Annotated in this window: 12 protein-coding genes, 1 tRNA gene and 1 pseudogene; 9 read left to right on the top strand and 5 right to left on the bottom strand. The window is 72.3% G+C overall.

All coding sequences use genetic code 11. The annotated features are described in order from the left end of the window. Positions 1-461 (bottom strand): annotated as a pseudogene (locus E1182_RS23170) (hypothetical protein); the annotation flags it as partial. A gap of 336 nt (positions 462-797) precedes the next feature. Here E1182_RS23170 and metG point away from each other — a divergent pair. Continuing rightward, a complete protein-coding gene (gene metG, locus E1182_RS23165) occupies positions 798-2,600 on the top strand; it encodes a methionine--tRNA ligase (protein WP_132268874.1) in 1,803 nt (600 codons plus the stop codon). A gap of 42 nt (positions 2,601-2,642) precedes the next feature. Here metG and E1182_RS23160 read toward each other — a convergent pair whose 3' ends face one another. Together E1182_RS23160 and E1182_RS23155 are read right to left on the bottom strand one after the other, a co-directional pair. After that, positions 2,643-3,494 carry an alpha/beta fold hydrolase gene (locus tag E1182_RS23160; RefSeq protein WP_132268871.1) on the bottom strand — a complete coding sequence of 284 codons (852 nt, stop codon included), beginning with the start codon at positions 3,492-3,494 and terminating at the stop codon, positions 2,643-2,645. 56 nt (positions 3,495-3,550) lie between these two features. Further along, on the bottom strand, positions 3,551-4,777 hold the full coding sequence (locus E1182_RS23155; RefSeq protein ID WP_132268868.1) for a hypothetical protein: 1,227 nt from the start codon (positions 4,775-4,777) through the stop codon (positions 3,551-3,553). Positions 4,778-4,859: 82 nt separating this feature from the next. Here E1182_RS23155 and E1182_RS23150 point away from each other — a divergent pair, with 82 nt between their 5' ends. The 6 genes from E1182_RS23150 (at position 4,860) to E1182_RS23120 (ending at position 11,063) form a co-directional block, all read left to right on the top strand. Next, on the top strand, positions 4,860-5,789 hold the full coding sequence (locus E1182_RS23150) for a TatD family hydrolase (protein WP_132268865.1): 930 nt from the start codon (positions 4,860-4,862) through the stop codon (positions 5,787-5,789). A 31-nt stretch (positions 5,790-5,820) separates the two neighbouring features. After that, complete coding sequence (gene rsmA / locus E1182_RS23145; protein WP_132268862.1) at positions 5,821-6,690, top strand: 16S rRNA (adenine(1518)-N(6)/adenine(1519)-N(6))-dimethyltransferase RsmA; 870 nt, start codon at positions 5,821-5,823, stop codon at positions 6,688-6,690. 133 nt (positions 6,691-6,823) lie between these two features. Continuing rightward, positions 6,824-7,780, top strand: coding sequence for a 4-(cytidine 5'-diphospho)-2-C-methyl-D-erythritol kinase (locus E1182_RS23135; RefSeq protein WP_132268859.1), 957 nt, complete (start codon positions 6,824-6,826; stop codon positions 7,778-7,780). A 179-nt stretch (positions 7,781-7,959) separates the two neighbouring features. Beyond that, positions 7,960-9,804: an ABC-F family ATP-binding cassette domain-containing protein gene (locus E1182_RS23130; RefSeq protein ID WP_132268856.1), complete on the top strand. Its 1,845-nt coding sequence runs from the start codon at positions 7,960-7,962 to the stop codon at positions 9,802-9,804. Between the two features lie 116 nt (positions 9,805-9,920). Next, entirely contained in the window at positions 9,921-10,376 is a 456-nt protein-coding gene (locus E1182_RS23125) for a DUF4383 domain-containing protein (protein ID WP_132268854.1), read from the top strand. Between the two features lie 168 nt (positions 10,377-10,544). Next, entirely contained in the window at positions 10,545-11,063 is a 519-nt protein-coding gene (locus E1182_RS23120) for a DUF4383 domain-containing protein (protein ID WP_132268851.1), read from the top strand. A 9-nt stretch (positions 11,064-11,072) separates the two neighbouring features. Here E1182_RS23120 and E1182_RS23115 read toward each other — a convergent pair whose 3' ends face one another. After that, on the bottom strand, positions 11,073-11,750 hold the full coding sequence (locus E1182_RS23115) for a TetR/AcrR family transcriptional regulator (protein WP_132268848.1): 678 nt from the start codon (positions 11,748-11,750) through the stop codon (positions 11,073-11,075). A gap of 149 nt (positions 11,751-11,899) precedes the next feature. Continuing rightward, positions 11,900-12,859 (bottom strand): acyl-CoA desaturase, encoded by a 960-nt coding sequence (locus E1182_RS23110; RefSeq protein ID WP_132268845.1) that lies wholly within the window; start codon positions 12,857-12,859, stop codon positions 11,900-11,902. Between the two features lie 174 nt (positions 12,860-13,033). On the opposite strand from E1182_RS23110, the gene E1182_RS23105 reads away from it, so the two are divergent. Together E1182_RS23105 and glmU are read left to right on the top strand one after the other, a co-directional pair. Then, a tRNA-Gln gene (locus E1182_RS23105) sits at positions 13,034-13,105 on the top strand. A gap of 160 nt (positions 13,106-13,265) precedes the next feature. Next, on the top strand, positions 13,266-14,709 hold a 1,444-nt coding region (glmU, locus tag E1182_RS23100; RefSeq protein WP_243706381.1), incomplete at its 3' end, for a bifunctional UDP-N-acetylglucosamine diphosphorylase/glucosamine-1-phosphate N-acetyltransferase GlmU.

The following is a 14,709-nucleotide window of genomic DNA, read 5'->3' as shown; positions in this document are numbered from 1 at the left end:
CCGCTGATGCGTACGCCGTGGACGCGGAACCGTTCCCGGTCGGCGGTGAAGATCCCCCGGCACCGCTGGGTCAGGCCGCCCCCGGAGCAGTCCGTGACCACCACCGTCCCGGTCGTGGCGTGCCCGACCGCCAACCAGAACGGGCCGGCGCTGACCCAACCGAAGAAGGCGGCGACCAGGCTCAACGCCAGCAGTGTCGCCAGTCCACGTACCGGGTCCGGAGGATGCGGGGCACGGGGCGCGCGGGGACGGGCAGGCGCGGCTGGCGGCTTCCGGGCCTGCTTCGACTCCTCCCGCAGCGGCGTGCCGTCCCAGTGCACCTCCTCGATGGAGGGCCAGAGGAACCCGCCGTCGTCGGCCGTGCCCGCGTCTCGATCGGCTTCCGCGCGCTGCCCGCGCGCCCGGCGGACCGGAACCCGGCGTGGCACCGCGTCCACCGGTGCGCCAGTGGTCGGTTCCACCTCGACGGGCGAATTGTCCGGCCCGGAGGCCACCCGCGGCTGCGGTGCGACCGTGCCCCCGCATCCGCCCGAACCGCTCGCCGGTCGCGGGACCGGCCCGGTCGGCGCCCTCGCCGGGTCGGACCGGACCGGCTCCGGCGCCGGGTTGCCGGGGGAGGGCTCGTCGTGTCCCGCTTGTCTCGCCGCCACGGCGTTCATTGGACACCGTGGCTGCGCGGTCGGGGCGCAGCTCAGGCCGCGTGTCGGTGACAAATCGGACGAGCGTCCGGCCGGTGGGCGTGGGACGCGCCCTATTGGTTCGCGGACGCCCCGGCCCGGTCACTAGGCTTGCTGGTCATGAGTCACGTTCTCGCCGCGGTCGCCTGGCCCTACGCCAACGGCCCGCGCCACATCGGCCACGTCTCCGGATTCGGCGTTCCCTCCGACGTCTTCGCCCGGTACATGCGGATGGCCGGTCACGACGTGCTCATGGTCTCCGGCACCGACGAACACGGCACCCCGATCCAGGTGCAGGCCGACGCGGAGGGGGCCACCCCGCGCGAGCTGGCCGACCGGTACAACCGGGTCATCGCCGAGGACCTGAGGGCGCTGGGCCTCTCCTACGACCTGTTCACCCGCACCACCACCCGCAACCACTACGCGGTCGTGCAGGAGGTCTTCGCCGGGCTGCACCGCAACGGCTACATCGTCCCCAAGGTCACCACCGGCGCGATCTCCCCCTCCACCGGCCGGACCCTGCCCGACCGCTACATCGAGGGCACCTGCCCGATCTGCGGGTACGACAGCGCCCGCGGCGACCAGTGCGACAACTGCGGCAACCAGCTCGACCCGGTCGACCTGATCAACCCCAAGTCGAAAATCAACGGTGAGACGCCGGAGTTCGTCGAGACCGAGCACTTCTTCCTCGACCTGCCCGGCCTCGCCGACGTGCTGCGCCAGTGGCTGGACACCCGCGAGGGCTGGCGCCCCAACGTGCTGCGGTTCTCGAAGAACCTGCTCGACGACCTCCAGCCCCGGGCCATCACCCGCGACCTGGAATGGGGCGTGCCGATCCCCCTCGACGGCTGGCAGGACCGGCCCGACAAGCGGATCTACGTCTGGTTCGACGCCGTCATCGGCTACCTGTCCGCCTCGATCGAGTGGGCCCGCCGCACCGGCGACCCGGAGGCGTGGCGGAAGTGGTGGTCCGCCGACGGGCCGGGCAAGACGGCCCAGGGCTACTACTTCATGGGCAAAGACAACATCGTCTTCCACTCGGTGATCTGGCCGGCGCTGCTCAGCGGCTACTCCGGCGAGGGCTCCCGGGACGGCGCCCCCGGTGAACTGGGCCGACTCAACCTGCCCACCGAGGTGGTCTCCAGCGAGTACCTGACCATGGAGGGGCGCAAGTTCTCCTCGTCCCGCAAGGTCGTCATCTACGTCCGCGACTTCCTGGAGCGCTACGACGCCGACGCCCTGCGCTACTTCATCGCCGTCGCCGGCCCGGAGAGCAACGACACCGACTTCACCTGGGCCGAGTTCCTTCGCCGCAACAACGACGAGCTGGTCGCCGGCTGGGGCAACCTGGTCAACCGGTCCATCTCGATGGCGGCCAAGAACTTCGGGGCCATCCCGCCGATCGACCCGGCCGGGCTCACCGAGGCCGACGAGGCGCTGCTGGCCACCGCCCGTGCCGGCTTCGCCGTCGTCGGCGACCTGATCTCCCGGCACCGCCAGAAGCAGGCCATCGGCGAGGCGATGAAGGTCGTCGCCGAAGCCAACCGGTACCTGTCGGAACAGGCCCCGTGGAAACTCAAGGACACCGACGACAAGCCGCGGATGGGCACCATCCTGCACGTCGCGCTCCAGGTGGTCAGCGACGCCAACACGCTGCTCACCCCGTTCCTGCCGCACTCCGCGCAGCAGATCCACGAGCTGCTCGGCGGCACCGGGGTGCACGCGCCGATGCCGGTCATCGAGGAGGTCGACGACCTCGACGGCGGTCCGGCGTACCCGGTGCTCACCGGCGACTACACGGTCGGGGCACGCTGGGAGTCCGTCCCCGTGCAGGCCGGCCGGCCGCTGGCCGCGCCCAAACCGGTCTTCCGCAAGCTCGACCCGTCGATCGTCGACGAGGAACTGGCCCGGCTGGCCGGCTGACACCGCCCGGGCGGGCGCGCCGCGCCCGCCCGGAAACGGTCGTCAGGCCCCGGCCATCGCCGGGGCCCCCAGGAACTCCATGATCGCCTGATTGACCTCGCCGGCGTTGGTCCAGGGGATGCCGTGCGGTGCCCCCCGCAACGGCACCAACGTGGCGGTGGGCAGCAACGGCTGCAACCGCTGCCCGGTCACCTCGTACGGCAGCACCCGGTCGGCGTCGCCCTGCACGATCAGCGCCGGCACGTCGATGCGCGGCAGGTCGGCGCGGAAATCGGTCAGCCAGGCGTTGACGCAGTCCAACGTCCCCTTCGCCGACGCCTGCGCCCCGATGTTCCAGTGCGCCCGGAACGCCTCCTCGCTGACCAGCTTCCCCTTGTTCTCCTCCCAGTTGAAGAAGTTCTGGCAGAACTGGGTGAGGAAGGCGAACCGGTCGTCGCGGATGGCCTGCTGGAACCCGTCGAACAGGCCCTGCTCCACCCCCTGCGGGTTGTCCGGCGTCTTCAGCAGGAACGGCGCCAGTGGGGCCAGCAGCACCACCCGGTCCACCCGCTGCGACCCGTACCGACTCAGGAAGCGGATCACCTCACCGGTGCCCATCGAGTGCCCGACGAGCACCGCGTCGCGCAGGTCCAACTCCGCCATGATCATGTCGAGGTCCGCGGCGAAGGTGTCGTAGTCGTACCCCGTGGCCGGCTGGCTGGACGCCCCGAAACCCCGCCGGTCGTACGTGATCACCCGGTAGCCCGCCGCCAGCAGCGGCCCGGTCTGCTTCTCCCACGTCGCGCCGTTGAACGGGAAACCGTGGATCAGCACCACCGGCCGGCCGGTCCCATGGTCCTCGTAGTACAGGTCGATGGGCGCGGAGTTCTCCGCGCCGACGGTGATGAAGGGCATCGGCTCTCCCGGTCGTAGGGGTCACGGACGAGCGCGCTTTCCCGACCCGCCCCGGCTTATGCCAGCGGGTACGGCACGTCCATCACCCGGTCGTCGGTGACCTCCGCCCCCGGTGCCCACACCTCGTACACCCCCCGCTCCTGGCACTGCGCGCCGGTGGCGGCCACCGCGTCCGGATCCGGGGCGCACAGCCGCAGCCGCAACCAGCCCGACTCCTCCCGCAACACCTGGCAGCGTGCGCCCCGCCACTGTGCCAACCGCAGTCGGCGGGCCACCCACTCCACCGGGTACCGGGTCGCCCGGGTCATCGCCAGCACCCGGAACCCGCCCGGCAGATCCGCCACCGCCTCGTACTCGGCGCCCGCATACCCGCCAACCAGCTGGGTGGAGCGGGGCAGGTCGCCGGAGGGCAGGTACTCCTGGTCCGGGGAGAGCCCCGGCACCCCGGCCAGCAGGTGCCGGAACCGCGGGCCGACCATCCGCAACCAACCCCGCTGCTCCGCCTGGTAGCGGTAGAGCACCACCTCCACCCCGTCGGAGGTGTACGCCAGCAGGGTCGCGTTCGCCGGCAGCGGCAGGTCGGTGAAATCCCGGGTGACGAACTCGGGGATGAGCTGCCCACTGCTCGGCACGAACCCGGTGCCCAGCACCGGCGGACCCGCCCGGTCCCGGGACGGCAACGCCGGCAGACCCCGGTGCGCCGGGCCCACCGGCACGTCGTAGTCGGTCGGATCGACCGCCCGCCAGTGCAGCGCGTACGCCACGTCGCCGGCCGCCGCGCCGTCGCCGCGCAACACCGCCAACCCCGACGGGGTACGCAGATGCGCCACGTCGTGCTCCCGGAAGCAGAAGCCGTGCGGCAGCCAGCCCCGCACCACTGCGGCGAGCTGCCCGGCGGAGAGCACCTTCACCATCCGGGTGCCCCGCCGCACCACCGCCGAGGCCCGTACCGCCACCAGCGTCGGATCCCCCGCGGCCGACGGCTGCTGGCTGAGCTGGTGCACGTACGACCAGCCCCGCTCCCGGTGCAGCGGCACCAGCAGTGGCGACTCCGGATCCTCGGCCGGTTCCGTCGCGCCGAGCACCGCACCCACCTCCGTGACGTGCGCGAACCGCCGCCACGGCAACGTCGACCCGGCCCGGGGCGCCCACTCGAACCCGGGCGCCTCCTCGGCACTGCGCAGCTCGTACGCCGCACCCCGGGCGATCTCCTCCGCCGGGTACGTCGCGCCCCCGAACGTCACGTGCAGTCCGGTGCCGCGGGCCTGGGGGGTGACGGACATCCTGCGGACAGTAATCGCGCTCGATGGCAGCCGGGTGAACAGTTCATGGCGTCCCGGAGACGCCACCGCCGGACGGTGTGTGATGCTGGCCGAGATGAGTGAGCGCACCGAATCCCGCAAGCAGCGCGCCACCCGCCGGGCCGGGGAGTTCCCGCCTGCCCCGGAGCCGCTGCCCCGCCCCGTGCTGGACAGCCACACCCACCTGGACATCACCGTCAGCGAGGCCGGCGCGCCGCCCCGCCCGCCCGCAGCGGAGCAGGCAGGAAGCGCCGGGTCCGCCGACGACCCGGTCGCCGCCGCGATCGAGGTGGCCGCCGGTGTCGGCGTGGACCGGCTGGTCCAGGTCGGGGTCGACGTCGGCTCCTCCCGCTGGAGCGCCGACGCGGCCGACAGGTACCCGGCGGTGCTGGCCACCGTGGCGCTGCACCCGAACGAGGCGCCCCGCCTGGCCGACCTGGACGAGGCGCTGCGCCAGATCGAGACGCTCGCCGCCCGGGACCGGGTGCGCGGCATCGGCGAGACCGGCATGGACTTCTTCCGCACCGGCGACGAGGGACGCGCCGCGCAGGAGGAGAGCTTCCGCGCGCACGTCGCCATCGCCAAGCGGTACGGCAAGGCACTGGTCATCCACGACCGGGACGCACACGCCGACGTGCTGCGCGTCCTCGACGACGAGGGTGCCCCCGACACGGTGGTACTGCACTGCTTCTCCGGCGACGCCGACTTCGCCCGCGAGTGCGTCCGCCGCGGCTACCTGCTCAGCTTCGCCGGCACCGTCACCTTCGGCAGCGCTGGCGCGCTGCGTGCGGCCGTCGCCCTCACCCCGCTCGACCAGATCCTGGTGGAGACCGACGCGCCGTACCTGACCCCGATGCCGCACCGGGGCCGGCCGAACGCGTCGTACCTGATCCCGCTGACGGTCCGGTCCCTGGCCGCTACCACGGGGGCCGACCTGGACGAGCTGTGTGCGGCGATCTCCGCCACCGGCGACCGGGTCTTCGGCCCGTGGTGAGCGGGCCCGGCCTCGCCGCTACGCTACGGGCGTGACCGGACTCCTCGGCCCGGCGGAGATCCGGGAACTCGCCGCCCGGCTCGGGGTGCACCCCACCAAGAAGCTCGGCCAGAACTTCGTGCACGACCCGAACACGGTCCGCCGGATCGTCACCGTCGCCGGGCTCACCCCGGACGACGTGGCGCTGGAGGTCGGCCCCGGCCTCGGCTCGCTCACCCTGGCCCTGCTGCCGGTGGCTGCCCACGTGCACGCCGTGGAGATCGACCCGGTGCTGGCCGGCGCGCTGCCGCAGACCGCCGCCCGGCACGCCGGCGGCGACGCCGCCCGGCTCACCGTGCACCACGCCGACGCACTGCGGGTCACCGCCGCGGAGCTGGCCGACCCGGCGCCGACCGCGCTGGTGGCGAACCTGCCGTACAACGTCGCCGTGCCGGTGGTACTGCACCTGCTCGCCGAGCTGCCCAGCCTCCGCCACGGCCTGGTGATGGTGCAGAAGGAGGTCGCCGACCGGCTGGTCGCCGGCCCGGGCTCCAAGGTGTACGGCATCCCGTCGGTCAAGCTCGCCTGGTACTCCCGGGCCCGCGCCGCCGGCCGGGTGCCGCCGAACGTGTTCTGGCCGGTGCCGAACGTCGACTCCGGGCTGGTCGCCTTCACCCGCCGTGACCCGCCCCGCCCCGACGTCGCCCGGGAGGCTGTCTTCGCCGTCGTCGACGCCGCCTTCGCCCAGCGCCGCAAGACGCTGCGCGCCGCACTGGCCGGGTGGGCCGGCGGCGCGGACCGGGCCGCCGCCGCGCTCACCGCCGCCGGGGTGGACCCCGGGGCGCGCGGGGAGTCGCTCACCGTGGAGCAGTTCGCCGCGATCGCCGCGTCGGCTTCCGCCCCCGCCGACGCCGCGCAGTAGGCTGGCGCCGTCCCACCACGCGTGTACGCGTACGACCGTTCGACGGCGGGTGCTGGCCGGCCGTCGACTCCGCTGAGGAGCTGATCGTGGAGAAGCCGTTCGACATCCGCCTGCGTCCGCGGGATCTCGCCCCGTGACCGAGGCCTGGCGACCGGACGACGAGGACGAGCAGCGGCGGCGGGGCGCCACCGGGCCGGTCAAGGTCCGGGTGCCTGCCAAGGTCAACCTGCATCTCGGGGTGGGGCCGCTGCGTCGCGACGGCTACCACGAGCTGAACACCGTCTATCACGCGATCTCCATCTACGACGAGCTCACCGCCCGACGGGGTGACACGCTCACCCTCACCATGGAGGGTGAGGGCGCCGGTGAGCTGGCTCTGGACGACTCCAACCTGGCGATCCGGGCGGCGCACGCCCTCGCCGGGTACTCCGGCGTCATGCCGCACGCCCGGCTGCACCTGCGTAAGCAGATCCCGCTCGCGGGCGGGCTGGCCGGCGGCAGTGCCGACGCCGCCGCCGCCCTGGTCGCCTGCGACGCGCTCTGGGGCACCGGCCTGTCCCGGGACGAGCTGGCCGGCATCGCCGCCGACCTCGGGTCCGACGTGCCGTTCCTGATCCACGGCGGCACCGCCCTCGGCACCGGTCGGGGCGAGGCGGTCAGCCCGGTGCTGGCCCGCCCCACCTCCTGGCACTGGGTGGTGGCCATCGCCGATGGTGGGCTGTCCACCCCCGCCGCCTACCGGGAGCTGGACCGGCTCCGCGACGTGGGCACCGCCGGTGAGCCGCTGGGCAGCACCGACGCGCTGCTCGCCGCGCTGCGCCAACGCGATCCCCGGGTGCTCGCCGCGACCCTCGGCAACGATCTGCAGGACGCCGCGTTGGCGATGCGCCCGTCCCTCGCCGACACCCTGAAGGCCGGTGAGTCGGCGGGCGCGCTCGCCGGTCTCGTCTCCGGCTCGGGGCCGACGTGCGTCTTCCTCGCCGCCGACGCCGCCGACGCGCAGCGCCTCGCGGGCGAGTTGACCGCGGCCGGAGTGTGCCGGCAGGTGCGGGTGGCTCATGGCCCGGTCCCCGGCGCCCGCGTCATCTGACCAGCCCGCCTGCCTGCTCCACGCCCGCGCCGGCACGTCTCGGTCCGTCGGCCCCGCCCTCTTGATCGACTCCGCCTGCGCCAGGTCGGGCTGTCCGGCCGCGCTCCGCGTACCCTTGAGGCCGGGCGTCCTGAGGTGCCAGCCGGCACCGGGACGCCCTGATCATGGGAGGTGAGGTCGTGGCCAACATCGTCAACCTGGACCGGGTTTCCAAGGGGTACGGCGCCGCCGGGCCGCTGCTCACCGATGTCTCGCTCGGCCTCGACGACGCCGACCGGATCGGTGTGGTCGGTCTCAACGGCGCCGGCAAGTCCACCCTGCTGCGGCTGCTCACCCGGCAGGAGGAACCGGATGACGGCCGGGTCACCCACCGCCGCGACCTGCGCGTCGCCTGGTTGCCGCAGAGCCTGACGCTGGCTGCCGACGCCACCGTCCGGGACGTCGTCCTCGGCACCGCCTGGCTGGCCGAGAGCATGGGCGCCGAGCACGAGTGGGCCGGCGACGCCGGAGTCCGGGCCATCCTCGATGGCCTCGGCATGCCCCACCTCGGGCTCGACCAGCCGGTCGGGCCCATGTCCGGGGGCGAGCGCCGCCGGGTGGCGCTGGCCGCGCTGCTGGTCCGCGAGGCCGACCTGCTGATCCTCGACGAGCCCACCAACCACCTCGACGTCGGCGGCGTCGACTGGCTCGCGACGTACCTGGTGGGCCGCAAGGGCGCGCTCGTCGTGGTCACCCACGATCGGTGGTTCCTCGACGCGGTCTGCACCACCACCTGGGAGGTCGCCGACCAGACCGTCCGATCGTACGAGGGCGGCTTCGCCGCCTGGACCCTGGCCCGGGTGGAACGGGAACGGGTCGCCGCCGCCACCGAGGCCCGCCGGCAGAACCTGCTCCGCAAGGAGATCGCCTGGCTGCGCCGGGGCGCCCCGGCCCGCACCTCGAAGCCGAAGTTCCGCATCGACGCGGCCAACGCGCTGATCGCCGACGTGCCGCCGCCACGCGACACCAGCTCACTGCAACGGCTCGCCACCGCCCGGCTCGGCAAGCAGGTGTACGACCTGGAACACGTCACGTTGCACGCCGGCCCCAAGACCATCCTCGACGACGTCACCTGGCAGGTCGGACCCGGCGACCGGATCGCCATCCTCGGCCGCAACGGTGCCGGCAAGACCACCCTGCTGCGCATGCTGGCCGGGATCACCCGCCCCACCGGCGGGCATTTCCGTACCGGCTCGACCGTCCGGCCCGCCTTCCTCTCCCAGGAGCTGGCCGAACTTCCCAGCCACCTGCGGGTCCTCGAAGCCGTCGAGGAGATCGCCCGCCGGGTGCAGCTCGGCGACCGGGAGATCTCCGCCGCCCAGCTCGCCGAGATCTTCGGATTCGACGACCGGCGCCTCTGGACCCCGGTCGGTGACCTGTCCGGCGGGGAACGTCGTCGCCTGCAGATGCTGCGGCTGCTCGCCGGGGAGCCCAACGTGCTCCTCTTCGACGAACCCACCAACGACCTGGACACCGACACCCTCGCCGCCCTGGAGGACCTGCTGGACTCCTGGCCGGGCACGATCATCGTCGCCAGCCACGACCGCTACCTGATCGAACGGGTCGCCGACAGCGCCTACGGGATGTTCGGCGACGGCCGGCTGGTGCACCTGCCCGGCGGCGTCGACGAGTACCTGGCCCGGGCCGCCGGTGCGGACCGCCCCGGCAGGGCGGCTTCCGGGGTGGACCGCCCCGGCAAGGCCGCCGGGCCGGAGCACCCCAGGGCCAGCGCCGCGCCGACTCCCACCGAAACCGGCATGTCCGCCGCGGAAGCCCGGCAGGCCCGCAAGGAGCTGACCCGCCTGGAACGGCAGATCGGCAAGCTGGAGCAGCGGGAGGCGACCCTGCTCGACCAGCTCGCCACGCACGCCACCGACTACGCGAAGGTCGCCGAACTCGACGCGCAGCTCAAGGAGGTACGCGCCGAACGCGAACAGACAGAGGAGAGCTGGCTGCTCCTGGCCGACGGGATTCCACCGCTCTGAGGGGCCGCCCGGACGCCCCACCGACCACCGACGGGGGCCGTGTGCGGCGTCACAACCCGCGATGCGGGACAATCGTCGACGACCTCTCTCATCCGAACGGCGTTGGAGACTCAGCCATGGCCCATACCCCCGTCAACCACCCCGCGCGGCCGATCTACCGGGCGATCGGCGGGCTCGTTGGTCTGTACTTCGTGGTCTTCGGTGTGCTCGGCGTCCTCGCGAGCCTCGGCAACGACCTCTTCGCCCAGGATGACACCAAGGTTCTCGGCCAGGGCACGAACCTCGCGTACTCGTTGGTCAGCATCGTCGTCGGCGGCGTCGTCCTGGCCGGCATCGCGATCGGCCGCAACATCGACGTGGCGGTCAACCAGTTCCTGGCGTACGCCCTGATGGTGATCGGCCTGGCGTCGCTGGCGTTCATCCAGACCGACGCCAACATCTTCAACTTCACCATCGCCACCGACATCGTGGTGCTGACCCTCAGCCTCGTCCTGCTGATGGCCGGCATGTACGGCAAGGTCGGCACCGACGAGGAGCGGGAGGCCTTCGAGCAGGCCCGCCTGGTGCTCTGACCTCCCGCCAAACCGGTCCTGATCCCGCTCCGCCGTCGGTGGGGCGGGATCAACCGTCTCCGGTGACGTCGCACCGTGGCTGCCGTAGCCGTGGAGGCGATCGCGGGCGCGACGACGGTGCCGTGCCCGCCCGGCCCGGCGGTTCGACGGACACCCGCCCCCGATTGGATGGACAATCCTACTGAAACGGTCAGTTGGGACGGAGGGGTTGTCGTGCACCTACCGGTGAACCATCCGGCGCGCCCGCTCTACCGGGCGCTCGCCGGGCTCGTGGGCCTCTACATTCTCGTCTTCGGCATCTGGGGTGTCGTCCTCACCTGGGGCGACCCGCTGTTCGACCGAGACGCGAACTTCGCCCTGGGACTCCGCACCAACCTGGCGTTCTCCCTGGTCTCCGTGATCTTCGGTGCCGTACTGATCGTCGGGGCGTCCCGCCGCGACAACCTCGGCCACTACATGAACCTGACCGCCGGCGGGATCTTCCTGGTCACCAGCGTGCTGATGCTGGCCGTACTGGAGACACCGGTCAACTTCCTCAACTTCTCCATGTCGACGGTCATCGTGTCGATGATCTTCGGCCTGATCCTGCTCGGCACCGGCCTCTACGACAAGGTCGGCACCGACGAACACGCCGAGGAGGAACGGCGCAACCGCCGCCACCCGGTCTCCGAGGCCGGCACCCGCTGAACGGCAGACTCAGCCCCGCCGGCGACTGATCAACTCCGGCTTCGCCTCCAGGTGCGACAGCCCGTTCCAGGCCAGGTTCACCAGGTGCGCGGCCACCGTCTCCTTACGCGGCTTACGCACCTCCAGCCACCAGCGGCCGGTCAACGCCACCATCCCCACCAGGGCCTGTGAGTACAACTCGGCCAGCTTCGGGTCGTACCCCCGGCTGGAGAACTCGGCACCCAGGATGTGCTCCACCTGGTGCCCGACGTCGTTCATCACGCTGCTGAAGTTGCCCGTCGCCGACATCAGCGGCGACTCGCGGACCAGCACCCGGAACCCGCTGGTCTCCTCCTCGATGTAGGTCAGCAGGGCGAGCGCCGCCTGCTCCAACAGCTCGTGCGGATGCCCCGCGGTCAGCGCCGTGGTGATCCGGTCCAGCAGGGCGCGCACCTCGCGGTCGACCACCACCGCGTACAGCCCCTCCTTGCCGCCGAAGTGCTCGTAGACCACCGGCTTGGAGACCTTCGCGCGGGACGCCACCTCCTCGATCGACGTGGCGTCGAAGCCCTTCTCGGCGAAGATCTGCCGGCCGATCGAGATCAGCTGCTCCCGGCGCTGCCCCGCCGACATGCGTACCCGCGACGGCGGCTTGGCGGCCCCCGCCGGCACCGTCCGCCGGCGCCCGCCCGCGCTCCCGTCCGTCATGCGTCACCTCGCCGGCGCTCGGTGACGCCCTGTCGTGGGATGTTCGTTGCGCAGTGCCCGTCCTCGTCGGCCACCCTGGACATACTGCCAGGCGACTCCAACGGGCACCGCCCGTGCTGCCGGCCGATCCCGACGGGCGCCGGCCGGCGCTACTCCGGTGTGGCCGGCCGCGCCAGCTTCGCCGCGATCCGCTCCGGCTTCGGCCAGCGCACGTCCCGGGCCGCACCCAGCCGCTCCAGCAGCCAGATTACCCGGGCCGAGACGTCGACCTGACCCGGCAGCACCCCGTGCCGCGCGCTGGTGGGATCGGCGTGGTGCAGGTTGTGCCAGCTCTCGCCGAAGGACAGCAGCGCCAGCGGCCAGAAGTTCGACGCCCGGTCGCCCGGCCGCATCGCGAAGGGCCGCTCACCGTACACGTGGCAGATCGAGTTGATCGACCAGGTGACGTGGTGCAGCAGCGAGATCCGCACCAGGCCGCCCCAGAACAGCGCGCTCAGCGCCCCCGACCAGGACCACGTCAGCAACCCGCCCATCATCGCCGGCCCGAGCACCGAGACGACCACCAGCAGCGGGAAGAACCGGTCCACCCGCCGGGTGTCGCGGTCGGCGAGCAGGTCCGGGGCGAACCGCGCCCGGTTGGACAACTCCCGACCGAAGAGCCAACCCATGTGGGCGTGGAACAGGCCCTTCACCAGTCCCCGGACGGTCTCCCCGTACCGCCAGGGCGAGTGCGGATCGCCGTCGAGGTCGGAGAAGGCGTGGTGCCGGCGGTGGTCGGCGACCCACTGGATGATCTCGCCCTGGACGGCGAACGAGCCCGCCACCGCCAGCGATATCCGCAGCGGACGGGATGCCTTGAACGAGCCGTGGGTGAAGTAGCGGTGGTAGCCGACGGTGATGCCCAGCCCGGACAGGACGTACCAGAAGGCGGCGACGGTAACGTCCGTCGGGCTCAACCAACCACCCCAGGCGACCGGCACCGCGGCGACCAGGGCCAGGAAGGGTACGACCACGAAGGCCCAGAGCGCCACCAGGATGCCCGTGGACTGCGGGCCCTGGGTGAGCGGCTTCGGCCCGCTGCCGGCGGGTTGCGTCAGAGAGGTCGACATGACACCTCGCAGCAGGAAGACTACGCCTACGTCACCGTAACTTAGGCTGCCGGCCCGGTGTGGTGAACAGTTGCCCGGATGAGTGAATCTACTGTCGTACCGGCGGGCTGCGGAGCGAGCGGCAGTGAGGTCGCCAGCGCCTCGCGGCAGACGCTAAGCTGTCTTGCGTCACAGTCGGCCGTGGTGTAATTGGCAACACCCGGGTCTTTGGTACCCGTGTTTCAGGTTCGAACCCTGGCGGCCGAGCCTTTCTCATATTCGACCCGCCGGTTGGGGTATGGGGCGAAGTGAACCCGCAGTCTGGTTAGCATGGCCGCGAGACTGTCGCCTTCCCGACGGGAGCCACGTCGTGTCCCAGCCCCACCTCCGTACCGTCGTCGTGCTCGCCGCCGGTGAGGGCAAGCGGATGAAGTCGTCGCTGCCCAAGGTGCTGCATCCGCTGCTCGGCCGTACGCTGCTCGGCCACGTGCTGGCCGCGGCCGCGCCGTTGAACGCGGACCGCACGGTGGTCGTGGTCGGCCACGGCGCCGACCGGGTGCGGGCGCACCTGACCGAGATCGCCCCGGCCGCCACCCCCGTACTGCAGTCCGAGCAGCTTGGCACCGGCCACGCGGTCCGGATCGCGCTGGACGCGGTGCCCGAGGCGTCCGGCACCGTCGTGGTGATCAACGGGGACGTGCCGCTGCTGCGCGCCGAGACGGTCGCCGCGCTGGTGGAGGCGCACGAGGGGGCGGGCGCCGCGGCCACCGTGCTCGCCGCCGAGGTGCCCGACCCGACGGGTCTGGGCCGGATCGTGCGGGATGCCGACGGTCGGCTGGAGCAGATCGTCGAGGAGCGCGACGCGAGTCCGGCGCAGCGCGCGCTGCGGGAGATCAACGCGGGTATCTACGCGTTCGACGTGGTCCGGCTGCGGGACGCGCTGGGCAAGCTCTCCACCGACAACGACCAGGGCGAGGAGTACCTCACGGACGTCTTCGGTCTGCTGGTCTCCGCCGGTGAGCCGGTGGGCGTGCACCTGGCCGCGGACCATGTCGAGACGCTGGGCTGCAACGACCGGGTCGAGTTGGCCGGTCTGCGCCGGTTGCTGCGCGCGCGGGTGAACGAGGCATGGATGCGCAGCGGGGTGAGCATCCTCGACCCGGAGACCACCTGGATCGACGTCACCGCGACGGTGGCCCGGGACGCGGTGATCGACCAGAACACCCAGCTGCGTGGCGCGACGGTGGTGGGCGCGGAGGCGGTCATCGGGCCGGACGTCACGCTGGTCGACACCGTGGTGGGGCCGTCGGCGACGGTGTTGCGCAGCCACGCGGTGGGCGCCGAGGTGGGGCCGGGGGCGAGTGTCGGGCCGTACGCGTACCTGCGGCCGGCGGCGCGGCTGGCCGAGGGATCGAAGGTCGGCACGTTCGTCGAGGTGAAGAACTCCGAGGTGGGTGCGGGTGCGAAGGTGCCGCACCTGTCGTACGTGGGGGATGCCACGATCGGCGCGATGGCGAACATCGGCGCGGCGACGATCTTCGTGAACTACGACGGGGTGAACAAGCACCGCACCACGGTGGGCGAGGCGGCCTTCATCGGCTGTGACACCAGCCTGATCGCTCCGGTCGAGGTGGGCCCGGGGGCGTACGTGGCGGCGGGCAGCGCGATCAGCCAGGACGTGCCGCCGGGTGCACTCGGGGTGACTCGGGCGCCACAGCGGGCCATCGAGGGGTGGGTGGCGCGTAAGCGTCCGGGTACGGCGTCGGCCGCGGCGGCGGAGCGGGCGCGGGCGGCAGGCGGATCGGTGGAGGCCGCTTCCGCAAGTGAAGGTGAGGCAATCCACGGGGGCGCGGAGACGGTGGGTGGCGGGT

Source organism: Micromonospora sp. KC721 (assembly GCF_004348355.1).
Lineage (GTDB): Bacteria > Actinomycetota > Actinomycetes > Mycobacteriales > Micromonosporaceae > Micromonospora.
Note: the sequence above shows the minus strand (reverse complement) of the source record. Positions and strands in the feature narration are given on the sequence as shown.